General features: G+C 37.3%; 27 protein-coding genes. 24 read left to right on the top strand and 3 right to left on the bottom strand.

What is annotated here, in order from left to right:
• Positions 1 to 290: 290 nt before the first annotated feature.
• The 8 genes from sodA to phoU all read left to right on the top strand — a co-directional run bounded on the left by sodA (position 291) and on the right by phoU (position 9,333).
• Positions 291 to 899 (top strand): superoxide dismutase SodA, encoded by a 609-nt coding sequence (gene sodA / locus CZ487_RS19685; RefSeq protein ID WP_077213985.1) that lies wholly within the window; start codon positions 291 to 293, stop codon positions 897 to 899.
• Positions 900 to 1,029: 130 nt separating this feature from the next.
• Positions 1,030 to 2,247, top strand: a complete 1,218-nt coding sequence (locus CZ487_RS19680) for an MFS transporter (protein ID WP_077213984.1) — start codon at positions 1,030 to 1,032, stop codon at positions 2,245 to 2,247.
• Between the two features lie 196 nt (positions 2,248 to 2,443).
• The gene (locus CZ487_RS19675; protein ID WP_077215398.1) at positions 2,444 to 4,528 is read left to right on the top strand and encodes a peptidoglycan D,D-transpeptidase FtsI family protein; all 2,085 of its coding nucleotides are present in this window, start codon (positions 2,444 to 2,446) and stop codon (positions 4,526 to 4,528) included.
• A 256-nt stretch (positions 4,529 to 4,784) separates the two neighbouring features.
• Positions 4,785 to 5,795 (top strand): PstS family phosphate ABC transporter substrate-binding protein, encoded by a 1,011-nt coding sequence (locus tag CZ487_RS19670; protein ID WP_077213983.1) that lies wholly within the window; start codon positions 4,785 to 4,787, stop codon positions 5,793 to 5,795.
• Positions 5,796 to 5,955: 160 nt separating this feature from the next.
• Positions 5,956 to 6,909, top strand: a complete 954-nt coding sequence (gene pstC, locus CZ487_RS19665; protein WP_139339596.1) for a phosphate ABC transporter permease subunit PstC — start codon at positions 5,956 to 5,958, stop codon at positions 6,907 to 6,909.
• A 1-nt stretch (position 6,910) separates the two neighbouring features.
• Positions 6,911 to 7,795, top strand: coding sequence for a phosphate ABC transporter permease PstA (gene pstA / locus CZ487_RS19660; protein WP_077213981.1), 885 nt, complete (start codon positions 6,911 to 6,913; stop codon positions 7,793 to 7,795).
• A gap of 94 nt (positions 7,796 to 7,889) precedes the next feature.
• Positions 7,890 to 8,654, top strand: a complete 765-nt coding sequence (gene pstB / locus CZ487_RS19655; RefSeq protein WP_237562971.1) for a phosphate ABC transporter ATP-binding protein PstB — start codon at positions 7,890 to 7,892, stop codon at positions 8,652 to 8,654.
• Between the two features lie 19 nt (positions 8,655 to 8,673).
• Positions 8,674 to 9,333 carry a phosphate signaling complex protein PhoU gene (gene phoU / locus CZ487_RS19650; protein WP_077213979.1) on the top strand — a complete coding sequence of 220 codons (660 nt, stop codon included), beginning with the start codon at positions 8,674 to 8,676 and terminating at the stop codon, positions 9,331 to 9,333.
• Between the two features lie 33 nt (positions 9,334 to 9,366).
• On the opposite strand, the gene CZ487_RS19645 is transcribed toward phoU, so the two are convergent.
• Positions 9,367 to 9,744, bottom strand: a complete 378-nt coding sequence (locus CZ487_RS19645) for a hypothetical protein (RefSeq protein ID WP_077213978.1) — start codon at positions 9,742 to 9,744, stop codon at positions 9,367 to 9,369.
• A 144-nt stretch (positions 9,745 to 9,888) separates the two neighbouring features.
• Between CZ487_RS19645 and CZ487_RS19640 the strand changes: the two genes are divergently transcribed.
• From CZ487_RS19640 to CZ487_RS19570, 15 genes are all read left to right on the top strand, one after another.
• Entirely contained in the window at positions 9,889 to 10,335 is a 447-nt protein-coding gene (locus CZ487_RS19640) for a DUF4912 domain-containing protein (protein WP_077213977.1), read from the top strand.
• Entirely contained in the window at positions 10,335 to 11,537 is a 1,203-nt protein-coding gene (locus tag CZ487_RS19635; RefSeq protein WP_237562919.1) for a glycosyltransferase family 4 protein, read from the top strand. Before CZ487_RS19640 ends, CZ487_RS19635 begins: the two co-directional genes overlap by 1 nt.
• A gap of 87 nt (positions 11,538 to 11,624) precedes the next feature.
• On the top strand, positions 11,625 to 11,774 hold the full coding sequence (rpmG, locus tag CZ487_RS19630) for a 50S ribosomal protein L33 (RefSeq protein WP_019154508.1): 150 nt from the start codon (positions 11,625 to 11,627) through the stop codon (positions 11,772 to 11,774).
• Between the two features lie 58 nt (positions 11,775 to 11,832).
• A complete protein-coding gene (locus tag CZ487_RS19625; protein WP_077213975.1) occupies positions 11,833 to 12,402 on the top strand; it encodes a 5-formyltetrahydrofolate cyclo-ligase in 570 nt (189 codons plus the stop codon).
• Positions 12,395 to 13,183 (top strand): DUF92 domain-containing protein, encoded by a 789-nt coding sequence (locus tag CZ487_RS19620; RefSeq protein ID WP_077213974.1) that lies wholly within the window; start codon positions 12,395 to 12,397, stop codon positions 13,181 to 13,183. The genes CZ487_RS19625 and CZ487_RS19620 overlap by 8 nt, the downstream gene beginning before the upstream one ends.
• A 30-nt stretch (positions 13,184 to 13,213) precedes the next feature.
• On the top strand, positions 13,214 to 14,164 hold the full coding sequence (locus CZ487_RS19615) for an L-lactate dehydrogenase (protein ID WP_077213973.1): 951 nt from the start codon (positions 13,214 to 13,216) through the stop codon (positions 14,162 to 14,164).
• A 74-nt stretch (positions 14,165 to 14,238) separates the two neighbouring features.
• Positions 14,239 to 14,430 (top strand): hypothetical protein, encoded by a 192-nt coding sequence (locus tag CZ487_RS19610; protein ID WP_077213972.1) that lies wholly within the window; start codon positions 14,239 to 14,241, stop codon positions 14,428 to 14,430.
• A gap of 174 nt (positions 14,431 to 14,604) precedes the next feature.
• The gene (locus CZ487_RS19605; RefSeq protein ID WP_139339595.1) at positions 14,605 to 16,140 is read left to right on the top strand and encodes a rhomboid family protein; all 1,536 of its coding nucleotides are present in this window, start codon (positions 14,605 to 14,607) and stop codon (positions 16,138 to 16,140) included.
• 157 nt (positions 16,141 to 16,297) lie between these two features.
• Positions 16,298 to 17,758 (top strand): spore germination protein, encoded by a 1,461-nt coding sequence (locus CZ487_RS19600; RefSeq protein ID WP_077213970.1) that lies wholly within the window; start codon positions 16,298 to 16,300, stop codon positions 17,756 to 17,758.
• A 134-nt stretch (positions 17,759 to 17,892) separates the two neighbouring features.
• Entirely contained in the window at positions 17,893 to 18,093 is a 201-nt protein-coding gene (locus tag CZ487_RS19595; protein ID WP_077213969.1) for a YqgQ family protein, read from the top strand.
• Positions 18,094 to 18,104: 11 nt separating this feature from the next.
• Positions 18,105 to 19,079: an ROK family glucokinase gene (locus tag CZ487_RS19590; RefSeq protein ID WP_077213968.1), complete on the top strand. Its 975-nt coding sequence runs from the start codon at positions 18,105 to 18,107 to the stop codon at positions 19,077 to 19,079.
• Between the two features lie 276 nt (positions 19,080 to 19,355).
• On the top strand, positions 19,356 to 21,239 hold the full coding sequence (locus tag CZ487_RS19585; protein ID WP_077213967.1) for an LTA synthase family protein: 1,884 nt from the start codon (positions 19,356 to 19,358) through the stop codon (positions 21,237 to 21,239).
• A 181-nt stretch (positions 21,240 to 21,420) separates the two neighbouring features.
• Positions 21,421 to 22,611, top strand: a complete 1,191-nt coding sequence (locus tag CZ487_RS19580; RefSeq protein WP_077213966.1) for a M14 family metallopeptidase — start codon at positions 21,421 to 21,423, stop codon at positions 22,609 to 22,611.
• A 238-nt stretch (positions 22,612 to 22,849) separates the two neighbouring features.
• On the top strand, positions 22,850 to 23,944 hold the full coding sequence (locus CZ487_RS19575) for a YqgU-like beta propeller domain-containing protein (RefSeq protein ID WP_139339594.1): 1,095 nt from the start codon (positions 22,850 to 22,852) through the stop codon (positions 23,942 to 23,944).
• 65 nt (positions 23,945 to 24,009) lie between these two features.
• Complete coding sequence (locus tag CZ487_RS19570; protein ID WP_077213964.1) at positions 24,010 to 24,327, top strand: MTH1187 family thiamine-binding protein; 318 nt, start codon at positions 24,010 to 24,012, stop codon at positions 24,325 to 24,327.
• A 35-nt stretch (positions 24,328 to 24,362) separates the two neighbouring features.
• On the opposite strand, the gene CZ487_RS19565 is transcribed toward CZ487_RS19570, so the two are convergent.
• Positions 24,363 to 24,536 carry a DUF2759 domain-containing protein gene (locus CZ487_RS19565; RefSeq protein ID WP_077213963.1) on the bottom strand — a complete coding sequence of 58 codons (174 nt, stop codon included), beginning with the start codon at positions 24,534 to 24,536 and terminating at the stop codon, positions 24,363 to 24,365.
• Between the two features lie 100 nt (positions 24,537 to 24,636).
• Positions 24,637 to 25,119: a hypothetical protein gene (locus tag CZ487_RS19560; RefSeq protein WP_077213962.1), complete on the bottom strand. Its 483-nt coding sequence runs from the start codon at positions 25,117 to 25,119 to the stop codon at positions 24,637 to 24,639.
• Positions 25,120 to 25,251: 132 nt separating this feature from the next.
• Here CZ487_RS19560 and CZ487_RS19555 point away from each other — a divergent pair, with 132 nt between their 5' ends.
• On the top strand, positions 25,252 to 25,884 hold the full coding sequence (locus CZ487_RS19555) for an MBL fold metallo-hydrolase (protein ID WP_077213961.1): 633 nt from the start codon (positions 25,252 to 25,254) through the stop codon (positions 25,882 to 25,884).
• The last annotated feature ends 40 nt before the right edge of the window (positions 25,885 to 25,924 follow it).

Here is a 25,924-nt window from a genome sequence, read left to right as displayed (position 1 = left end):
AACAGTCCGTCGTACCAGTAAACTAGCAAATCATGACTTTTATCGTTGACATATCTGGCTTGTTGAGATTCTTGACAAATTATCGAAACTTCCTTTTTGGACCTCGGTAATCTCTCTTTTAGCTTTTTTATGAATAAACTCAAATTAATATAGGAATATTACTTATGTTGCTTCATGCATATTATTTGAAAGGGTTACCCAAATTTGGTAATCTTAAATAAGAGTTTTCAAATCATTCTCAATTTAATGAGAGTGGAAAAATTATGATAATACATAGGAGGAATTTTATTATGGCTTTTGAATTACCGCAATTACCTTACGCATATGATGCACTAGAACCACATATTGACAAAGAGACGATGAACATTCATCACACAAAACATCACAATACTTATGTAACGAACTTAAACAATGCTTTAGAAGGAAACAGCGAATTTCTTGCTAAATCAGTTGAAGAAGTTATTTCTAACTTAGACGCAGTACCAGAAGCAGCACGTACAGCTGTCCGCAATAATGGCGGCGGGCATGCAAACCACTCATTATTCTGGACTATTCTTTCTCCAAATGGAGGAGGAGAGCCTACTGGTGAACTAGCTGAGGCGATTAACAGCAAGTTTGGAAGCTATTCAAGCTTTAAAGAAGAATTTGCAAAAGCTGCTACAACTCGTTTTGGTTCAGGATGGGCTTGGTTAGTAGTGAATAATGGACAATTAGAAGTAACAAGTACTCCAAACCAAGATTCACCATTAATGGAAGGAAAGACTCCAATTTTAGGTCTTGATGTTTGGGAGCATGCTTATTATTTAAATTACCAAAATCGTCGTCCAGACTATATTGGTGCTTTCTGGAATGTTGTTAACTGGGAAGAGGTTTCTAAGCGCTATAATGCAGCAAAATAAGAAAATACAAAGGAAGGCAGATTTCTATCTGCTTTCTTTTTTATTTTGAGGTCCTAAACCTCCCGGTAAAATGAATAAACACCTTTCTTTTGTTAGAGACTACCCTTTAGATACAAAGGGGAGTTTATTTATGGCTAAAATAAAAAAATTGATTGGTGATGTGGAATTAACGAAAGATCTTACGTTATTACTCACTATTGGGGGCTTGTATTCCCTTAGTGTGGCTTTGTCGAATACGTTTGTGAATATTTACCTGTGGAAGCAATCTGGTGAATATCATGATCTAGCGCTGTATAACTTAGCGGTGGTTGTATTACAACCATTAACCTTTATTTTAGCAGGTAGGTGGGCTAAAAAAATTGACAGAGTGATTGTATTAAGGATCGGTGTCATTTTTTTAGCTTTATTTTATTTAACGGTCCTAACTGTAGGGACAAATGCTTCCGATTTTCTGTTACTTCTTGGCGGACTTCTTGGTATGGGATATGGGTTCTATTGGCTGGCCTATAATGTGCTGACATTTGAAATAACGGAACCTGAAACAAGAGACTTTTTTAACGGCTTTCAAGGGATCCTATCTTCTGTAGGCGGCATGATAGGACCTATTGCTGCAGGTTTCATTATTTCAAAATTAGAGAAGTTTACCGGTTATTCGATTATCTTTGGAATTTCCTTAGGCTTATTTTCTGTAGCAGTGTTTTTAAGTTTTTCTCTAAAAAGACGGCCTGCTCATGGAAAATATTTTTTTAAGCGGATTTTAACTGAAAGAAAGAACAACGGAAATTGGCGTCTCATTACGAACGCCCATTTTTTTCAAGGGCTTAGAGAAGGAACCTTTGTGTTTATCATTTCGGTATTTGTGTTTATCTCGACAGGAAGCGAGCTTGCACTAGGCGGGTATGGGCTGTTAAACTCGGGAATTTCCTTTATCGCCTATTACTTTGTTTCCCGAATGATTAAACCGAATATGCGAAAAAAAGCAATTCTTACTGGGGGCATTGCGTTGTTCTTGGCGATCTTCTTAATTGTTTTCGATGTCACGTTCACTAGGTTGTTAATTTACGCAGGGATCATAGCCTTTGCCTACCCGCTATTGCTTGTACCTTATTATTCGACGACCTATGATGTAATTGGACGAGGCTGGAAAGCTGCTGAGATGAGAGTTGAGTATATTGTCGTCAAAGAAATCTTTCTAAATGCAGGGCGAATATTTTCAATTCTGATCTTTTTAGCAGGAATTTCGATATTTGATGCCGAGACAGTGATTCCCTATTTATTGGTTATATTAGGTGCTGGACACACGTTAATATATTTCTTCGTTAGGAAAGTTCAGTTTGCCTCTACCTAAACAAAGGAAGGGTATATGCCTTTCCTTTGTTTGTGTTAAATTTTAGTAAAAATAGATTTCACAGCATTATAATAGAAAATTCCTTTTGGTTTCGTTAGAATAGATAGGGGTTAGAAAAGGTTGGTTTAGGAAGTGGGGCATTACATTGAATCAGAAAAAGAAAAAGAAGAAAAAGCAAATTCCTTTTCGCTTGAATATGTTGTTTTTTGCGGTGTTTCTCCTGTTCTCCGTCCTCATTCTGAGGTTAGGAATTGTTCAGATTGTGTACGGTGAAGATTATAAACGAGAAGTGGAGAGAACAGAAGATATTACGGTCAATAACCCGGTTCCTCGAGGAAAGATGTTTGACCGAAATGGACAAGTCATTGTTGATAACACCCCTAAAGATGCGATTACGTACACTAATTTCGGTGCGGATCAGGAGGAAATGCTCGATGTTGCGGAGAGGCTGGCGGCACTAATTGAGGTAAAACCAGATAAAGTGCAGGAAAGAGATAAAAAAGATTTTTGGATTATGAAGCACCCTGATCGTGCTGATGAAAAGGTCTCTGAAGAAGAAAGAAAAAAGCTGAAAGAAGAACTTGAATCAGACGAGTATAACAAAGAGATATATAATTTGACACTAGCTAGAATAACGGACGAAGAATTAAATGAGCTGACAGCAGCCGAGTTGGAAATACTGGCTATCTATAGGTCCTTTAATAGCGGTTACGCGTTAACCCCTCAAATAGTAAAAAATGAAGGGGTCACAGAAGAAGAATTTGCAAGAGTAAGTGAAAACCTACAATACTTACCAGGAGTCAATACGACAACTGATTGGGAGAGATCTTATACATTTGGTAATACATTAAGAACGGTTCTCGGAAAGGTTTCGGATACAGATGAAGGAATTCCGAAAGAGCAGTTAGATTACTATCTTGCGAGGGGTTATAATTTAAATGATCGTGTGGGAAAAAGCTATATTGAAATGCAATATGAAGATGTTTTGCACGGTCAAAAAGCAAAGGTCAAGAATATAACAGATAAAGCAGGAAATATTCTGGAAACAGAAGTGATCACTGAAGGTGAACGGGGAAAAGATCTTGTTTTAACCATTGATATGGATTTACAGCTAGCAGTTGAGAAGATTATTGAAGAAGAACTCTCAAAAGCTAAAAGCGCTGGAGGAACTCATTTCTTGGATAGAGCTTTTGTTGTTTTGATGAATCCTCATACAGGAGAAGTCTTGACAATGGCTGGGAAACAAATGGTGAGAGATAAAGAAACAGGTAAGAGAGAGATGCAGGATTTTGCACTTGGAAATATAACCACTTCTTATACAGTTGGTTCAACTGTTAAGGGTGCAACGATATTAACTGGATTTAAATCCGGAGTTATCCGTCCTGGTACTGTCCTTTATGACTCACCGATTAAAATAAAAGACACCCCGGAAAAAAGTTCTTGGAAAAATTTCGGAAGCCTGAATGATATTCGTGCTCTCCGAGTTTCGTCAAACGTGTATATGTTTAAAACAGCAATTGCCATGGGTGAAGGAAATTATGTCTACAATCGTCCCTTATCTATTAAAAAAGAAGCCTTCAATACATTTAGAGACTCTTTTAGTCAATTTGGATTAGGAATAAAAACGGGGATTGATCTTCCTAACGAAGCTTCAGGGTACAAGGGCTCTTTAACCACTCCAGGACTGTTAATGGATATGGCAATCGGACAATATGACACGTATACGACAATGCAGTTAGCTCAATACGTATCAACCATCGCTAATGGAGGATACCGCATTCAGCCGCGTGTCGTAAGAGAAATTCGCGAACCTCTCATGGAAGTAGATGAGCTTGGTCCAGTTATTGAAGAAATTCAGCCAACCGTACTAAATCGAGTTGAACTTCAAGACGGCTGGATGGAAAGAGTTCAAGAAGGATTTCGTCAAGTTACACAGCATCCTGAAGGTACTGCATATAGGAAGTTCAGCAGTGCTGCCTATTCTCCAGCTGGTAAAACCGGAACAGCTCAAGCATTCTACGATGGTCCTGATCGATACAAATATGACGAGCCCCCAGGCGTTATGAATCTTAGCTTTGTAGGGTATGCTCCTCATAATAATCCTGAAGTGGCTATAGCTGTCGTTGTTCCCTGGGCGTACACTGGCAGTAGCGGCCCTTCGGTGAATACAGACATTGGGAGAAGAGTGCTTGATGCGTATTTTGAACTAAAAAAGACACGGTCCGAACCAAAAAGTGAAACATCAGAATCAAGTCAAACAGATGAAAACACTATTCAATAATTACTATAAAATCGATAAACCAGTTACAAAAATGCCACTCATATGAGTGGCATTTTTGTATTCATTCCTTTTTAATATCACAGAAACTTTCTTTTTAAACGAAGGTATGTGCCCAATTTCGTTAAAATTAGACATCTTTTTATGTTAATTTACAAATACTTTACAAACCGTTAAAACCTCATTAATAGTTAACCTTTATTCTAGTATTCGTAAGGAAGAAAACAAACAACATAACTCTTAGGGGGAATTAACGAAAATGAAGAATTTAAAAAAATTAGGCCTGTTCTTATTACTGGCAGCATTCATGGCAATTGCGGCTGCTTGTGGTGCAGGTGAAACATCTGAAGAGGCACCTGAAGAAAATACTGGCGGAAGCGATGGAACAGAGGAACAAGCTGAAGCGAGTGAATTAGAAGGTAGTGTTGTTGTTGATGGATCTGGTACTGTATATCCTTTCATGGCTAAAATGGCAGAAAACTATATGACTAACAAAGAAGAAAATGTTTCGGTTGAAGTTGGACGTTCAGGAACTTCAGCAGGATTCAAAAAGTTTTTAGTTGAAGAAGGCGGAACGGATTTCAATGATGCATCTCGTCAAATTAAAGAAGAAGAAGCTGCAACTGCTGAAGAATTAGGAATTGAAGTTCAAGAGTTAAAAGTTGCTTTAGACGGATTAACATTTGTTGTTCATCCTGAAAATGACTGGGCAGCTGAGCTTACAAAAGAAGAAATCATCTCTATTTTCTTAGAAAGTGAAGGAAAAGAAAAGTGGTCTGATGTACGTCCTGATTTTCCAGATGAACCAATTAACAAAATGGGACCAAACGAAAACCATGGAACATATGAATTCTTCTGGGAAACAATTCTTGATGAGCAAGATTTAGATGCTGATACAAACCTGCAGCAAGAGTACTCAATTTTAGTTGATCTTGTATCGAAGGACAAGAACGCAATCGCATTCTTTGGTTATGGTTACTATGAAAGCAATCAAGATAAGCTTCAAGCTGTAAAAGTTGACTTTGGAAATGGACCGGTTGAGCCAACTCTAGAAACAATTGGCGAAAGTGAAGATTTTGCATACTCTCCATTTACTCGTCCGGTATTCACATATCTGAACGTGAATATGGCAAAAGAAAAGCCGCAAGTATTAGATTACGCAATCTATACAATGGAAAATGCTCAAGATGTGGCTGCGGAAACTGGGTTCGCTCCGTTAACTGATGAAGAAGTACAAGCTTCACTTGAAATTCTTAATGGGCTGAAGTAATAAAAGTAAACACTTCTCACGGGTCTATTAGAAGATGGGATGAAAGTTTTCTCATCTTCTAATATGCGTTTTTATTAATTTAAAAGTTTAATATGTTTTATATGGATGAATTATTTCACTTTGCATAATGTGAAGCAAGGGTGAAAGGGGTTTTCAGATTTTGGAAAAGACATTTGGCAACGAGGAAAAGAATTTAAATGTTCAGGAACTGATCGCAAAGAATAAAAGCACTGTCTCGTTTGGGAATTATGTAGAAAAATTAATTCCAAAGGCATTGCTTCTAATTGCGACTATCTCGATATTAACAACTTTAGGGATCATTATTACGTTATTGACGGAAACAATTGAATTTTTTAAAGATGTTCCTTTCGTTGAGTTTTTTACAGGAACAGTATTAAAACCATTAGGCCAGAATGCACAATTTGGTGTGCTTCCTTTACTAGCTGGTACCTTTATATCTTCGGGTATTGCGATGATCGTTGCAATTCCAATCGGTTTAATGACTGCCATTTATTTAAGTGAATATGCTTCTGATAAAGTTAGAAGATTCCTTAAACCGATGCTTGAAATCTTAGCTGGAATTCCAACTATTGTTTATGGATTCTTTGCTCTCACTTTTGTAACACCATTATTAAGATCGTTCATTCCGGCTCTAGAACCTACTAATATCCTTAGTCCTGGGATCGTGATGGGAATTATGATTATCCCAATGGTAGCTTCTCTTTCAGAAGATGCAATGAGCTCTGTACCAAACTCGATGAGAGAAGGAGCTTTGGCTCTTGGTGCAACGAAACTTGAGGTAACTTGGCGCGTTGTGGTACCCGCAGCTATTTCCGGGATTGTAGCATCATTCGTCTTAGGTATTTCCCGTGCAATTGGAGAAACGATGATCGTTACGATCGCGAGTGGAAGTACAAAGAACTTCGGATTCGATGTTACCCAATCGATGCAAACGATGACCGCATATATCGTAGAAGTTACTGGTGGAGATGCTCCAGCAGGCTCAACCCTATACTACAGTCTATATGCAGTTGCAATGACGCTATTTGTATTTACACTCATCATGAATTTAATTGCAAGGTATATCTCTCGTAAGTTTAGGGAGGAGTATTAATATGAAGTATATTGATAGTGCTCAAGTAGAAAAGAAAATGGGCTCCCGCCTATTAAAGAATATGTTTGCGAAAAATATTTTCCTTCTCGCTACGCTAATAGGGCTTGTAGTCTTAGTTGTTCTCATTTACCGAGTATTTGCTGATAGTATCGGCTGGATAGATTTTAATTTCCTTACGAACAAATTATCAACTGATCCAGAAAAGGCAGGAATTATGGGTGCGATTACGGGTACCCTCTGGCTCATGTTGGTTGTTGCTCCGGTCACGTTATTCCTAGGTGTCGGCACAGCGATCTATTTAGAAGAGTATGCCAAAAAAGGAAAGCTTCAATCCTTTATCCAAACCAATATTTCAAATCTAGCAGGTGTACCTTCAATTGTATTTGGATTATTAGGTTTGACCGTGTTTGTACGAGGAATTAGTTTAGGCGCAATTGTCCTCGCTGGTGGATTAACAATGTCACTGCTTGTTTTACCAGTGGTGGTGGTTGCTGCACAAGAAGCCATTCGTGCTGTGCCGCAATATTTAAGAGAAGCTTCTTACGGAATGGGAGCAACGAAATGGCAAACGATTAAGAACGTTGTACTTCCTGCGGCTTTGCCTGGAATTTTAACAGGTGTCATTTTAGCCCTTTCCCGCGCAATTGGTGAAACTGCGCCGCTTACTGTAATTGGAATTCCAGCATTATTAATTCCGCTGCCAGATGGCATTTTTGATAAATTTACCGTTATGCCATTGCAAATTTATTACTGGACAATAGATGCTGCACTTGTAGCTGAATATGCAAATCTTGCAGCTGCAACAATTGTGATTTTGCTGCTTGTTTTGTTCTTAATGAATTCAATTGCGATATTTATCAGAAATAAGTTTCAACAGAGATTTTAATGGATGATGGAGGGTTTTAACAATGGCAGTTATAACTGATTTTAGTAAAAATCAAGTGGGGTTAAAGAATCAAGGTAAAGAAGGATTTGAGAATATGACAGCTAAGAATTTAGTTTTTGATACGAAGGATTTAAACCTGTGGTATGGGGACGACCATGCTTTAAAAAATATTAATCTAGATATCTATGAAAATGAGGTTACAGCAATAATTGGGCCCTCTGGTTGTGGAAAGTCAACGTTTATTAAAACATTGAACCGAATGGTTGAATTAATTCCTGTTGTTAGGATTTCCGGTGATATTTTATATAGGGAACGTAATATTTTAGATAAGTCTTTTAAAGTGGAAGATTTACGAACACATGTAGGAATGGTGTTCCAAAAGCCAAATCCTTTTCCAAAGTCTATTTATGATAATATCGCCTACGGACCGAGAATACATGGTATTAAAAATAAGAAGATACTTGATGAGATTGTTGAAAAGAGTTTACGCGGGGCTGCTATATGGGATGAAGTAAAAGACCGTCTAAATGAAAATGCATACGGACTATCAGGTGGTCAGCAGCAGCGTCTTTGTTTAGCGAGGTGTCTTGCAATTGAACCGGATGTTATCTTAATGGATGAACCGACTTCTGCTCTTGATCCAATTTCAACGTTAAAGATAGAAGAGCTTGTTCAGGAATTAAAAAAAGAATACAGCATTATTATTGTCACGCATAATATGCAGCAAGCAGCACGTATCTCTGATAAAACAGCCTTTTTCCTTAATGGGGAAGTAGTTGAGTACACAGATACAAATAAGATCTTTTCTACTCCATCTGACAAAAGAACAGAGGATTATATCACAGGACGATTTGGTTAATAGGAAGGGGCTTTAATAAATGGTTGTGCGTGAGAAATTTCAAGATGAATTAAATGAATTACAAACAATGCTGCTTGAGCTTGGAGATTTTGCCGACAATGCCTTAAGTAAATCTCTCGAAGCTTTAGAAACAAAAAATATTGAGCTGGCGCTTGAAATTATGGAAGATGATACAAAAGCAGATCTTTTATATGAAGAAATTAATGATTTTGCTATCTTACTAATTGCTAAACAAGCGCCCGTTGCCATTGACTTACGTCGCATTATTGTCGCGATCAAGATTGCGACCGATATTGAAAGGATTGCTGATTTTGCTGTAAATGTTGCGAAGTCGACGATAAGAATTGGCAATGAAGAGCATGTGAAACCTATTGAAAATATAAAGAAAATGTATCAAATCACCTCTGAAATGCTTGAAATTTCGTTAAAGGCCTTTGGGGAAGAAGATGTCATCATGGCTAAAAAGGTAGAAGATATGGATGATGAAGTAGATTCTTTATATGGCAAGACGATTAGAGACTTACTAGAAGTTAACCATCAAAAGCCAGAGTATACATCACAAATTACTCAGCTGCTTTTTACATGCCGCTATTTAGAACGAACAGCAGATCATGTCACCAATATTGCAGAAAGTGTCTTTTATCTTGTTAAAGGAAGACATTATGATTTGAACGGGTAACAAACAAAGGAGCAAGCGAGGCTTGCTCCTTTGTTACGATTTCGGATACATAAATTCATTTATAATGTTTTTAACTTCATCTGGTCTTAATGAAGATTGCTTTGATATTTGTTCAATGGATAGCCCTTGCTGCGCAAGTGACCAGACCTGGTTTTTTAAAATCGCATGGATTTCTTTGCTGGGGGTACTTCCTTCTTTAACTGGTGTACCTGGATTAAAATAGTCATCCTCTATTAATAGTTCTTCTTCAAGCACCTTTAGTTTCTTTTTAATTTGGTAAAGTTCTTGTATTTGCTGCATGGAAAACTGATCAAATTCATCTTTCAACTCCTTGTAGGGGTCTCTAGTAAAGAAAGAGAAAATGATAAGTAATATGGAAGAACTTAGTAAACCAATAATGACATATTCCATTTCAAGCACCTCTATAGAATTCAATAATGTACATTATATCATAGATAAAAACGGTCGTTACGGTCATTGTCGAATTTTGCTTTCAATGGTAATATAAAGAATATTCATACTCTTTATGGAAATAAATTACTAATGAGGTGCAAAATGGACGAAGGTTTTTCATTAACTCTCATAAATGATGGTGAGGCAAAGATAACTTGGCATCTCTCACCGCAAAAGATACAATTAATCTCATTATTTTTTGATAGACTGCCTTACACTTTTGTTAAGGCACTAAGAATATACCAGCTACAGAATCATGAATTTAATGGAAACCATGCGTGCTTTTATGAATTGGAACTTCAGCAAGAGGACACATCGTGCCTTTACAATAATTTTACGATGGGACAAAGTTATATTTTTGAAGTCGGGATCAAATTAGATGAGAAAACGTTTATCCCTCTGTTAAGATCTAGTTTGTTCAGCATCCATGATGAGTATGTCCGGGAGGAAATAGACTATTTCAAAGTAAACGATTCTTCGCCTGATTGGGCTGAACGTGTAAGCACCTATTCTTTATATGAAAATTTTAATGATGGATGGAAGTTATAATGGAGTTGAGGAAAAGAATATTAATGCTGTCCTGGGAGTACCCTCCTAATATTGTTGGCGGACTTGCGAGGCATGTCCATGGACTTTCAGAAGAATTAGCTAAGAGGGATTTTGAAATACATATTATTACCACACAGATTGAAGGACTCACTCCATATGAGCAATGCGAATCTATTCATATTCATCGTGTGAAGCCGTATCATGAACATGACCCTAATTTCATTACATGGGTTGCAGGCTTGAACATTGCTATTTTTGAAAAAGCAACAGAGCTGGCTCGTCAAAAGTCATTTATTTTTGTACACGCGCATGATTGGCTTGTGGGTGCCGCTGCACAATCCATTAAAGCAGCCTTGCATATTCCACTCATTACAACGATTCATGCTACAGAACATGGAAGGAAAAATGGGATATTCACAGAATTGCAGAATTTCATCCATGAAAAAGAACGTTCGCTTACTTCTGATTCTGATCATATAATTGTTTGCAGTGAGTATATGAAAAAGGAAGTATCGCATTTATTCGGAGTTGAGAATAAACAATTAACGGTTATTCCAAATGGAATTGATACGATGGATATAAACGATATAAATAGGAAGATACTCGAAAAATTCCCTGTAGATTTATCAAGAAGAATGATTTTTTCAATTGGCCGAATGGTTTATGAAAAAGGATTTGATACTTTAATTGATGCCGCTGCTATGCTTAGAGAAACTTATCCAGATGTTTATTTTATTATTGCGGGTAAGGGCCCGCTCTTAGAGGAATATCGCTTAAAAGTGAGGAAGCTTTCCTTAAACAACCATGTGTACTTTGTTGGATTTGTTACGGACGATGAAAGAAATGCTTTGTATCATCAGTCTAGAATTACCGTTTTTCCAAGCCGGTACGAGCCATTTGGAATTGTTGCCCTTGAAGGGATGGCTTTTGGTAAGCCGACGATTGTATCAAACGTAGGCGGGCTTAAAAGTATTGTAAAGCATATGGAAACAGGGATGTTAATGGAATATAATAATCCTCAAAGTTTTATCGAGCAGGCATCCTTTCTTTTAGAGAATGACGCATTAGCACACCGTATTGGTACAGCTGGCAAAAAAGCCGTTCAAGCACAGTTCGGCTGGAATCATATTGCAGAAGAAACTGTTTCTGTCTATCATGACCTCATACAATCAAATGGAAAACTTCAGAATATTACTTTTTAAAAACAGACTAGCATTTCTTATTAAAAGATGATATTATAGAAAAGTCGTATTAGAACTAGTTTGAACGTAGTTTGGAGGGAAATCATAATGCGTGTAAACATTACTTTAGCTTGCACTGAATGTGGAGAGCGTAACTATATTTCTAAGAAAAATAAACGCAACAATCCAGATCGTCTTGAGCTAAAAAAATATTGCCCAAGAGATAAGAAAAGCACAACACATCGTGAAACAAAGTAAGCAGTGGGGATTTATTCCTGCTGTTTTTTTTATATTCATAAATGAGGGGGATAACCTAATGAAAGAGAAATCAATCCTTCGTAAGCAGCTTCAGCAGAAACTTAAAGATATATCCAAGCCTGAGTATGAACACTTATCGTATAAAATTTCTCAAGCTTTATTTTCTGACCCATATTGGACGGATTCAGAAACAATTGGCATTACCATTTCAAAATTTCCAGAAGTTGATACATATCAAATTATCCGCAGGGCTTGGGAAGAGAAAAAGACCATCGTTATTCCTAAGTGTCTGCCTAAACAAAAGGAGATGGATTTTCGGGCGCTTACAGCTTTCAATCAATTAGAATCAGTCTACTACGGCTTATTTGAACCGATCGAAACACAAACAGAATTTACAGAGAAGGAAAAAATTGATTTGTTAATTGTTCCAGGACTAGGTTTTACGCGGAATGGCTATAGACTTGGTTTTGGAGGAGGCTACTATGATCGTTTTCTAAAAAACTATAACGGTAAGACTCTCTCCTTGGCCTTTCATCAACAATTGGTTGAAGAACTTCCGATTGAGGAGCATGACATTCCTGTCTTAAAAATTATAACTGATCAGGAGATCCTTACGATCAATGAGTAATCTGCTGATTCTTACTTTCATTATTATAGTTACGGCATTTTTAGGGTATCAATTAAGGTTCCTTTCAATTTCAGGGAGTATAGCTGCTTTTTCAGTCGGTATACTAACAGTGTTAGGGTTGGGGATAAAAGGATTGATTCTTTTAGGTGTTTTCTTCGCAACATCTAGTTTTTGGTCAAAATATAAAAGGATGTATAAAAGCAAAATAGAAGAAAGACACGAAAAGGGGTCGCAAAGAGACTGGCAGCAAGTGATGGCCAATGGTGGAGCGGCATCCATTATCAGCATATGTTATTTAATTGATCATAATAACATCTGGATATATGCTTTCTCAATTCTTATTGCCAGCTCAAATTCAGATACATGGGCATCCGAAGTTGGAACTTTGAGCAGATCCCAGCCTATTTCAATTGTAACTTTTTCACGTGTAGCGAAAGGAACTTCTGGGGCTGTCAGTATATTGGGAACAATAACAGCTGTTCTCGGATCACTATTAATAGCTGGCATTTCTTCTTATCTATTCGGACTGTCCATTTATATTACGGGTCTTATATTTTTATTCGGTTTTCTTGGAAATGTCATTGACTCGATTTTAGGTGCTACTTTACAAGCAGTTTACAGATGTGAAACCTGCCATTTAGAGACTGAAAAAACAATACACTGTGGAAAAAGAACAACATTAATTCACGGCTTTTCTTTCTTAAATAATGATGTTGTCAATTTTTGTTCAAGTTTATTAGCGTTGTTAATAGGATTATCAGTTTATAATGTTTTAATATAAAGGAAGAAAGCCTGCAAGGAGGACATCATTTTGAGAGAAACTGTAAATCGGGTTGCATTAATTGGTACAGGGTTTGTAGGTTCAAGCTATGCTTTTGCATTACTTAACCAAGGTGTTACCGAAGAACTAGTGTTAATTGATCTAAACAAAGAAAAATCTGAAGGTGATGCGATGGATTTAAACCATGGCATGCCGTTTGCACCATCGCAAACAAAGATTTGGTTTGGTGATTATGCAGATTGTAAAGACGCTGATTTAGTCGTCATTTGTGCTGGTGCTAATCAAAAACCTGGTGAAACTCGTTTAGATCTTGTAGAAAAAAACACTAAAATTTTTAAAGGAATTGTTGATCAGATTATGGCCAGCGGGTTTGATGGGATTTTTCTAGTAGCAACAAACCCTGTAGATATCTTGACCTATGCGGTATGGAAGTTTTCAGGATTACCAAAGGAGAGAGTAATAGGGTCTGGAACAATCTTAGATACAGCGAGATTTCGCTTCTTGTTAGGTGATTATTTTCATGTTGACACAAGAAACGTTCATGCGTATATCATCGGTGAACATGGTGATACAGAGCTGCCGGTATGGAGTCATGCCGATATTGCTGGAAGATCGATATCAAAATGGATTTCATCAAAGGAACAATTTAAGCAAGAAGATTTGGAGCAGATTTTCTTAAACGTTCGTGATGCTGCATACCATATTATTGAAAGAAAAGGCGCAACATACTATGGTATAGCAATGGGGCTCGTAAGGCTGACAAAAGCAATACTTCAGAACGAGAATTCTGTTTTAACGGTCTCTGCATATTTAGACGGAGATTACGGCCATAATGATGTATATATAGGTGTCCCTGCGATCGTAAATCGTAACGGAATTAGACAGATCGTTCAGTTGGAATTGAATGAAGAGGAAAAAAGTAAGTTTGATCATTCTGTTGAAGTATTGAAGAAAATAATGGAACCAGTAATGAAGTTATAATACCTTTCTATTTTGATGAAAATCGCGGATAAAAGACAATCATTCATCTCAAACTACTCCTAGGAGGGATAGAAATGGGACGTCTAATATCTATATTACTAATTGGTGTTGGAGGATATTTAGCTTTTCAAAATCGTTTCCGGCTAATTAATATTGTTTTCGGAAACAGAATGATTCGCAGATTTTTTGTTACTTCATTAATGAGCCTGCCGTTTTTTAGAAGCCGAATGATGAGCACGGTATTTTCTGAACCGGCAAATTGGTAAGGATAAGGAAGGAGTGGTTTAGGGAATTCCCTAAACCTATTTTTTATGGTTTAAAAGGGTATTTCCTTATTAATATAGAAAAAACTCGTTTATAATGCATTTAGATAGGAATAATGTCACTAAACATTTTATTTAAAAAATACATAAAACGAAAGTATGAAAGTGGGGGGAATATTGAATACCAGAGAAGGATACTTATTTTGGAGGTTGGCTTACTACTTAATATCTGACCATGATTATCGGATCATTAAACTAACAAATGACCAAAACGAATTATGGCTGGAAAAAACAGAAGATAAAAGATTTCAATGTATTCGTTTGCTTCGTTATGACTTAGATTGGAGCAATTGGCTGCAACGAGATATTGAAAGAACAGCCTTAAATGGGGAATCTATTCGTAAACAAGTCCTAAAAGGTGAAATGAATGTCTTAAATCTTTATATAACGGCTTATCCCCCCGTAGATGATTATCAGTCAAAAATTGAAGAGCCGTATATGCTTCCAGATAGAGTCAAGACGAAGGTTATAACCAAAATCATAGATCGGGCGTCACAACAGGATACGCTCTCCTATTTAGAAGAACGTTTTGGCGATCCTATTCCATTTTCCTCTGTTGATATAGATATTGACGAGATTGAAGCGCTGAAGCGGGAGGCATTATCAATCGCGGCCACGAAGGCAAAAGAGGAAGAGTCACTGTTTGAGTATGGAAAACCATTTTTCACTTACTTTTTTATTATGATTCAAATTGCCATGTTCTTTGTTCTTGAGGCATTTGGTGGAAGTACGAATACCAAGACACTCATCCAATTTGGCGCAAAATTCAACCCGCTGATCCTTGAAGGTGAATGGTGGCGCTTCTTTACACCAATTATTCTTCATATAGGTTTTCTGCATTTATTTATGAATACACTTGCACTTTTTTATTTAGGAACTGCTGTTGAGAAAATATACGGACGATCAAGATTTCTTTTCATCTATCTTGCAGCAGGTTTTGGAGGGTCGATCGCGAGCTTCATGTTCAGTCCCAATTTATCAGCAGGAGCGAGCGGGGCAATATTTGGCTGTTTTGGGGCATTGCTTTATTTTGGTCTTATCTACCCAAAATTGTTCTTTCGGACAATGGGCTTGAATATTTTTATTGTCCTTGCGATTAATCTATCCTTTGGATTTACGGTGCCCGGAATCGATAATGCTGGTCATATCGGCGGGTTAATTGGAGGCTTCCTGGCAACAGGAATTGTTCATTTTCCAAAAAAGAAAAAGTACGGGCTGCAGATTTTATTTTTCATTCTTTCTATTTTGACGGCAAGCAGTATTTTGGGCTATGGTTTTCAACATCCTTCTGCCGTCTTGAATGAACCATCTGTATTAATGATGTCACAAGAGTATATACAAGCGGAGGAATATGAAAAAGCGTACAGTTTGTTAATGGAGTCCGTTGAAGAAAATCCAACAGCGCAGTATTACTTCCTGTTATCTTTTACAGAAATTAAGCTCGGTAAGCTCGCAGAAGCTGAGAAAAGCTTACTGAAAGTGATAGAAATAGACCCTAGATTTCATGAAGCCTATTTTAATCTAGCACTCGTCTATTTGGACCAAGGGGATGCAGAAAAGGCCAGGCATTATGTAGAAAAAGCGGTAGATATTGAACCGAATCAGCAGGATTATAATGAGCTGCTGGATCAGCTGGATAATAACTTGTATTAATAGGAATAGAGTAAGTTTACTGCAGTATAAAAACTAGTTTTCAGCAAATTTTCTTATTTATAAACAATTCCCCGTTGAAGGTATGTTTTTTTACAACGATGTCTAAGCTGTTGATAGTTATCTAAGGCAATAGTTGGAAAAACATATGAGGTGGAATATGGAAAAAGCAGCAAAGAAAGCAGTAAGTGTCAATTTAGAGGAAAATATAGAGTATTTGAAGACAGCTCTTGGTGTGGAAAAAAGCTTTGATGTGATTCAATTGGATGTTGTATATACCGAGAGAAATATGGCTTTTTATTTTATTGATGGATTTGTAAAAGATGATATTTTACATTTATTAATGAAATTTCTAGCAAAGCTGCAACCAGAGCAACTAGAAGATCAGATCCTGGAAAAATTATTGAAAACGTATATACCATATGTTGAAGTAGAAACTGCCGATAATCTTGATGATGTAGTCGATAAAGTTTTAGCTGGACCTACCGCCCTTGTCATCGACGGAGTCGATAAAGTCATCATAATCGATGCCCGTACCTATCCTGTTCGAGGTCCCCAGGAACCAGATATTGAAAGAGTGGTTCGTGGTTCTAGAGACGGTTATGTTGAAACCATTGTGTTTAATACAGCCTTAACGCGGAGAAGAGTAAGAGACCGGACGCTTCGCATGGAGTACATGCAAGTTGGCAGAAGGTCAAAAACCGACATTGTCATTAGTTATATTGAGGACATTGCAGATCCGAAAATGGTAGAGGAACTAAAGGAGTCCATTTCAAAAATTGATACAGATGGAGTTCCGATGGCGGAAAAGACGATTGAAGAATATATTTCAGGCCGACACTGGAATCCTTTTCCTACGGTTAGATATACAGAACGTCCTGATACGGCCGCTACTCATTTATATGAAGGGCATGTATGCATTATTGTTGACGGCTCTCCAAGTGTTATCATTACACCGGTCACCTATTGGCATCATATGCAGCATGCAGAAGAGTACCGTAATAAGCCGTTGATTGGGGCATACTTACGATTTGTACGATTTGTTGCCGTTTGGGCATCTATCTTTTTACTGCCACTATGGTACTTATTCGCAGTTAATCCTGAACTCTTGCCAGATAATATGTCCTTTGTGGGGCCAAATGAGGACGGACAAATTCCGTTGTTTCTCCAATTTCTAATTGTTGAAGTTGGGATAGATATGCTGAGGATGGCGGCCATCCATACACCCTCAGCATTAGCGACGGCTCTCGGTCTTGTAGCAGCCTTAATGATTGGCCAAGTCGCGGTTGAAGTGGGGCTTTTAACGAATGAGGTCATTCTTTATCTATCGATCGCTGCATTGGGTACGTTTGCCACTCCTAGTTATGAAATGAGTTTGGCAAACCGACTCATTAGAATATTCTTGTTAATTACAACAGCTTTATTCCATACATATGGCTTTGTGATTGGAATCTTATTGGTGATCATATTATTAGTCAGAATGCAATCCTTTGGTATTCCTTATTTATGGCCATTTATTCCGTTTAATTATAGAGCCTTTAAGGACGTATTGCTTCGATCGCCAATTCCGCTTAAGAATCGGAGACCGAGAATACTACACACGAAGGATCCTGATCGATAATCATTTCTAATGCTCTCTCAGCTTAAACCTTGAGAGAGCATTTTATTTTATCTTCAATTCAATTGTTGAGACATCTGTTTTTATCGATTATACTTTATTCGGAAAGTAATAAAACGGAAATGAAGAGGTCTAACATGAAAAGCATTTATGATATACAACAATTTTTAAAGAAGTTTGGAACCATTATTTATGTGGGCGATAGGGTAGCTACTTTGGAGCTTATGGAATTTGAACTAAAGGAATTGTACGAGTCCCAGCTAATCGAAACTAAGGATTTTCAAACTGCCATTATGTTGATTAGACATGAAATTCGGATGGAAAAGAAACAAAATTAAGGAGGAGGAATATGACGGAGAAGTGGCTTGTGGGTGTAGATCTTGGCGGCACAACAACAAAGCTTGCTTTTATTAATACTGATGGTGAAATCCTTTATAAGTGGGAAATTCCTACGGATAATTGCGAAAAGGGTAAAAATATTACGAAACATATTGCTGAATCCATTGAATTACAATTAGCAAAACTTGATAAGAAAATAGAGATGATGACAGGTATAGGAATGGGAGCACCAGGACCTGTCAATTATGAGGCTGGAATGCTCTATAATACCCCAAACTTAGCTTGGGAGGACAACTATCCCCTAAAGGATATGATGGAGAGGCAAACATTGCTGCCGACAGTCATTGAAAATGATGCCAACTGTGCCGCTTTAGGTGAGATGTGGAAAGGAGCAGGGGAGGGATATAATAATCTAGTCTGTGTAACCCTAGGAACAGGAGTTGGCGGAGGGGTGATCGCCAATGGTGAAATTATTCAAGGGGTTATGGGAGCTGCTGGAGAAATTGGACATGTGACCTCTATTCCGAACGGGGGAGCCCCTTGTAATTGTGGGAAAACGGGCTGTCTAGAAACTATTGCCTCAGCTACCGGAATCGTTCGAATTGTAACTGAAAAGTTTACAAATGGTAACCTTCAATCAGGCAAACTGCTAAATACCTTTCAGCGGGAAGGAAAAATAACGGCAAAAGACGTGTTCGATTGTGCCAGAACAGGAGACGCTGCTGCACTTGCAGTTGTGGAAGAGGTAGCCTTCCATTTAGGAATGGCTTTAGCAAATATCGCGAATACTCTAAACCCAGATAAAATCATAATAGGAGGGGGAGTATCAAGAGCGGGTGATATTCTTGTTAATAAGGTGGAAGAATATTTCGGTAAATATGCCTTTCCCAGGGTGAAAAAGTCCACAGAAATATCCGTCGCTACACTTGGGAATGATGCAGGTGTAATTGGTGCTGCTTGGTTAGCCAAAAATAGGAATCGTTAATTATGAAAGGAAAAAGGGACTTCCCAAATAACATGGAGTCCCTTTTTCATATGGGGACAAATCCAATTGGACAACTCTGAAACTTTTTATGTGTTTACTCGTCATATATAGGGGTAATGGAAATAAAATGACAATTACATGTTGTTGACCACATAAGGTGTTTTTCATTTGATTCTTTGTTGGAATAGGGTTAAGATATTTTGTAGTTTCTTCTATTACCTAAAAATGTAAAATATATGGATTTCTTTAGCTTTTAAGCATTAAGGAGGCTTTAACATGCGAAAGTTTAATCCATCTTCGATTTCTTTCGTTGCCATTGCGATTGTACTTCTCTGGATTAAAACGTATATAGTCTATAAAACTAGTTTTGATATAGAAATTGAAAATTGGAAACAAGAGTTTATTTTATTTATGAACCCGCTTAGTTTTTTAATGTTTATCTTTGGGATCAGTCTTTACTTCAATGAAAAAAAACGAAACCGATATATTATTATAGCTAGTTTCATTGTTTCATCGGTTTTATATGGGAATGTGGTGTTTTACCGTTTCTTTAATGATTTTTTAACGCTGCCCGTTTTATTTCAAACAAGTAATATGGCTGATTTGGGAAGCAGTGTCAATTCATTATTAAATGTAACAGATTCTTTGTACTTCCTTGATTTTGTTATTTTAATCACATTGATAAAATTAAAGCCGGCATTTATCACGAATCGTTCCTTCAGTAAGGTTGAAAGTAGAACATATTTGTTGATTGCTGTAGCCATTTCTTTTTTGAATCTTGGCTTAGCTGAAACAGAAAGACCTCAGCTGCTGACGAGAACCTTTGACAGGGAAATTTTAATTAAAAATATTGGCACCTATAATTATCATTTATATGATTTATTCTTGCAGTCTAAATCGTCTGCTCAAAGGGCATTCGCTGATGGCAGTGAGTTAGTTGATATTGACAATTATATTAAAGCGAATTATGAAGAACCGAATAATGAATACTTTGGAATTGCTAAAGGGAAGAATGTTATTTTAATTTCGTTGGAATCAACACAAAGTTTTGTGGTCAATCGAACGGTTAATGGTGAGGAAATTACTCCATTTTTAAATGATTTTATCAAGGAAAGTTACTACTTTAATAACTTTTACCATCAGACGGGACAAGGAAAAACGTCAGATTCGGAATTTATAGTTGAAAATTCACTGTACCCTTTAGGAAGAGGAGCGGTATTTTTTACACATTCCGGTAACGAATTTGAAGCTACTCCAGAAATTTTAGATGAGAATGGTTACTTTACAGCATCATTACATGCTAACAAGAAAAGTTTCTGGAATCGAGATATTATGTACCAGTCACTCGGTTATGATCGTTTCTATGAGATAAATGATTTTAATGTTAAAGAGGAAAATTCTGTCGGATGGGGATTAAAGGATAAGGAATTCTTTGAGCAATCGGTTCAACACTTAAAGGAAATGCCAGAGCCATACTATGCAAAATTGATTACGTTAACCAACCATTTTCCGTTTGAATTGGAGGAAGAGGATCAACTCATAGAACCCTTCAACTCGGGATCTCAAACTCTAAATAACTATTTTCCAACGGTTCGGTATCAGGATGAAGCTTTAAAGCTCTTCATTCAGAAATTAAAGGACGAAGGAATTTATGATGATTCCATTATTATCTTGTATGGCGATCATTACGGAATTTCCGAAAATCATAATAGAGCGATGGAGGAATATTTAGGTGAAGAGATAACCCCATTTGTCAGCACCCAGCTTCAGCGCGTACCATTAGTTATTCATATCCCTGGTCATGCTGGGAAAACAATCTCGACTGTATCTGGTCAAATAGACTTAAAGCCCACCATTCTCCATTTATTAGGGATCCATACAAAAAAGAATATTGATTTTGGGTCAGATTTATTTTTAGACGATAAAATGGAGTTTACTGTACTAAGAGATGGCAGTTTTATTACCAAGGATTATGTCTTTACAAGAGAAATCTGTTATGACAAATCCACTGGAAAACAAACCGATCAAAATGTATGTGATCGTTACAAAGAAAAGGCAAAAAATGAACTCGAGTATTCTGATGCAATAATTTATGGGGATTTACTGCGATTCTACGAAAATATCGAGTATCGAGGGGACTTAACCAAACAATTAAAATAATAGTGAATCAAGCAGCATCTTCTGAAAAGATGGTGTTGCTTGTTCAATGAAATTTATGAAACCATGCCACTTTTATTATTTTAGTTTAGGGAGGTATCTTTTTAATTTTGACTCATATGTATCCTATAATGAAGCTTCTGTTAGAGGTTTGGCAAGATCTCAAGTTATAGGAGGAGAAAAGATGCAAGTCCAAGTTCGTTCAGGTGATTCATTATGGTACTATAGCCAGCTGTTTTTGATTCCTTTTAATTTAATTGCCGACTCGAATCCGGGTATCAATCATAACCTTCTGCAAATTGGCCAAAGGGTTCGTATACCTGGGTTTTATATTCAACAACATACTGTCAGACCTGGGGATACCTTTTGGAGGTTAGCCGCAGCAAGGAATTTATCCGCAGATGCTCTTGCTTTAGTAAATCCTGCCGTTAATCCAAATAGATTAATGGTCGGTCAAAGTATTTCCTTACCAACAAGAGTGATTTCTCCGATGCAAAACCGGCAGAGACCTTATAATTTATCCGCTTTATCCGCAGATATAAATCAATTACAAGAACTGTTTCCGTTTATAAAAGTGAATACAATCGGTTATAGTGTTTTGGGGAAACCGATAAGAGAGATTAGGCTTGGGAGAGGAAGCAAAAAAGTTCATTTTAACGCATCCTTTCATGCGAACGAATGGATTACTACACCAATTTTAATGGCGCTGTTAAACACATTTCTCTTATCCTTAACTAATAGTACATCGATAAGAGGTCTTTCTTCTCTTCCTCTTTATCAGAATGTGGATTTATCGATTGTTCCGATGGTAAACCCCGACGGAGTCGATTTAGTGTTAAATGGTCCACCTCAAGAAATGCGGCAGCAGGTTATTGACATTAACGAGGGCAGTACAGATTTTTCAAATTGGAAGGCAAATATTCGCGGTGTAGACTTGAATAACCAATATCCGGCGAATTGGGAGATTGAGAAAGAAAGGAAAGAACCAAAAGCGCCTGCTCCAAGAGATTATCCAGGGGATGCCCCTTTAACAGAGCCAGAGGCTGTCGTAATGGCAGAACTTGCCAGGGAGAATATTTTTGATACTGTGCTTGCTTTCCACACTCAGGGGGAAGAATTTTATTGGGGATATGAAGGGCTTGAACCACCAGAGTCACGTTTACTTGCGGAAGAATTCCAGCGGGTGAGCGGCTATGAAGCATTTCGTTATATTGACAGCCATGCGGGCTATAAAGATTGGTTTATTCAGGAATTTCGTAAACCAGGATTTACTATTGAGTTAGGAAAAGGAACGAACCCGCTGCCGCTCTCGCAATTTAATGAGATGTATGAGAAAGTATTAGGGATTTTTCTGGCATCACTGTATATGCAATAAAATAATTGGCAGAGGAAATTCTTCAAGAAGCCGTTTTAAGCGGCTTTTTCTTAATTATGATAAAGTGGAGAAGTATGCTAATAGTAAGTTTCCTATAATGTGCGTAAATGAAAATAAAATTGAAACATTCACTGAGGATTATCGTATGATTAGTTTAGACAAAAAAGACAGGGGGGGATATGTAGGAGTGATTTTTCAATGGAAGTATAGGAAGTGTATGTGTTTTCTGGGTTTAATTATGGGCTTATTCATGTTAGCTGCTTGTGAAAAAAACCTCTTAGCTGAACCTATCCCTTACCTCACTCAAGAAAGAGAGCTGCAAAAAAAGCTTCCATCTGGGGACTCTAATGTAGAAGAGTTCGTACTGCCAATACAAGTAAATAACGGAGATTTTTATACTGTTAGCGGCTGGCTGGATGATCATACCCTTTTATACATATCAGAGTTAAGCCATGGTTCGAATGTTTATGCATATGATTTAACTGTTGGCAGCAGCAAGTTACTGTACGAAAGTAACCATCCCATTATTTCATTGGAGATTAGTCCCTCGAAAGAGTACTTCCTAGTACACTCTTCTCCAGCAAGCAATAAAGCAAATATTGCTTTCGTAAACAATCAAGGTGAGGAGCTGTTTTCAAAGGAGATCGTTTCAGCAGAAATTGAGTTTAGATGGAACCAGTTCAATAAAGACAGTGTTCTTGTGACATCCTTTAAAGAAGATTGGACTTTCAACACTTTCTTAGTAAATATTTCTGATGGTTCTCTAACCCAAGTAGAAATTCCCCAGCCTTTTGCTTACTGGATTGATGAAAGCAGCTTGGTCTATTTAGATTGGGATGAGGATGCCCCGTCGCTATTTGCTTCACTTGAACTATTCAATATACGTGAAGGTTCTCGAAAAAAAATCCTGCCTAATCTTTTTCAGGTAGATTCTTTTGGAGAGCACTTTTTGACCATTTCAGTACAGGAAGAAAATCAAGAGAAAGCAACTTACACATTTTATTCAGACTCCCTAGAGGAAATCTATTCTTTTACCATCCCGCATCTTTCACGTTTTTCAGATTGGCTTATCCCTTATTATGATTATCTTCCCAATAAGGATACATTTATTACCTTTCAGCCTCTTTATTATACGGAAGCAGACATTTATGAGGATGGCTTTCAGTTAGCACTGCATAATGTCAAGTCCAATGAAGAGTTTGTTTTATTAGAGGGTATGCAAAATGAACCGATTAGCTGTTCGCCGAACGGGGAATTGTGTTTATATGGTTATTATTTTGAAAAGCTTCTAAATTTAGAGACGAAGGAGATAATACCAATAGTGACGACTTAAGTTAGTTACAATCTTTCAAGGCTAGTAACATGTTGTTGACAATAGTGAAAGGAAGGTGGTCGATTGTGGCTATTGTGGATGTGACCGTTATACCAGTTGGTACTGACAGTCCAAGCGTAAGCAGCTATGTAGCAGATGTGTATAGAGTGCTCCAAAAATACGAAGAAGAAGGAAAAATTAGATATCAGCTGACTCCTATGAATACCATTATTGAAGGAGAGCTTCCTGTGTTGTTTGAAGTAATACAAGCTATGCATGAAGTTCCTTTCGAACAGGGCTTAGCCAGGGTATGCACGAGTATTCGAATAGATGATCGGAGAGATAAACAGCGAAAAATGGAAGACAAAGTAGAGAGAGTGATGGAACAAATAAAAGGGCAGTAAAAAAAGGACTATATAGTCCTTTTTTTGCTTGCAGATTAGTGCGCAGCAGGATAACCGCTGTTTAAGACTGTCATGACTGTAAACCATCCAAAAACAAGGAATGTACCGGCTCCAAATAAAAGGCCTAGAACATTTTTGTTTTTAAGCGCTGATAAAGTTCCAGCCGCACCAAACAGACTAACTAATGCAAAAATAATCATTAATCCCATAACGCAGCCCCCTTTTTATGTAATAAACTAATCTCCCATTCAGGATATACCTGTATGTAAAAAATTATAATTTCATTCGTATCTTATTTTATAGCTTTTTTTATAGTTTGTCGAGGTCTAAAAATGACACTTCTATGTCATAGGCTTTTGAAAGACCTTGAATCAGTTCCTTCAATTTCCCATCAATAAGGAAGACGTCTTTGTTTTGCCAGGATGATTGAAAAACCAAATGCTCTTCTAATTGCAGCTTGAACATGGAAATCGAATCTTGTTCGCCTTTTGATATCACGAAGCCTTCTAGTAATTCTGCAAAGAAGTAGTGCTTTCCTGGCGAGGATTGAAGAGAATAGTCATAATAGCATTCACCATTTCTGCCAGTTTCGCTATTTATTAACTTATGAAAGTCAATGTAAAGATCAGCTTCAGTGAAAATTTCTTTTGCCTGCACTGCATCTTGTTCAAGATGATAAAGGTAAACTGAACCTATAATCTCTGCGCATTGTGTTTCTTCTATTATAAACATTTTAAAATCATTTAATTCCTCAATAAATTCATCGACTTCAATTCCGAACATTTTTTTCATCTTCATACTCCGATACCTTTTATTTAATCTTTTTATCCTTGCTATTATAACGTTATTTGTAAAGAACTTAATTCTTTCATAAATATAGTGTAATATAGAATTAGGATTTTCATCAATGGAGGTGTTGAAACGTTGAATTGGGAACAAATTCCACTTGGCCCCCTGCAAACGAATTGCTACATCCTTGCTTCATCCCAGAAAACATGTTTAATCGTTGACCCGGGTGGAGAAGGACAAAAGTTGATAAAACATATAGAGAAAAGACATCTAAAGCCGCAGGCAATTTTGCTAACACATGCTCATTTTGATCATATTGGAGCAGTGGATGATATTAGGGAGCGTTATCAGATTCCAGTTTATCTGCATGAAAGAGAAGCAAAGTGGTTAACTGACCCTGCTTTAAACGGCTCTCAATCTTTTGTATTGGGGCAAATTAAGGCTGATCCTGCAGATCATCTTTTTTCTGCTGAGGGTAAGTTATCTATTGGTGATTTTACATTTGAGGTATTCGAGACACCTGGGCATTCCCCTGGAAGCGTATCTTTCTACTTTGAACAAGATGGTGTGGTCGCAGCTGGCGATGCACTTTTTCAAGGTAGTATTGGAAGGACAGACTTACGGGAAGGCAACCATGAACAGCTGTTGAAAAGCATTCATGACAAATTATTGACATTGCCTGAAGATACACAAGTACTCCCTGGTCATGGTTTAACTACAACCATTGGAGCTGAAATGGACTATAATCCTTTTCTTAATGGCTTTTAACAAATCTCTAATAGAAAAGCCCTTCTCAAAAAGAGAAGGG

Source organism: Robertmurraya dakarensis, from assembly GCF_900156875.1.
In the GTDB taxonomy this organism is placed as follows: domain Bacteria; phylum Bacillota; class Bacilli; order Bacillales; family Cytobacillaceae; genus Robertmurraya; species Robertmurraya dakarensis.
The sequence above is the reverse complement of the archived record's forward strand: the minus strand, read 5'-3'. Positions and strand labels throughout refer to the sequence as shown.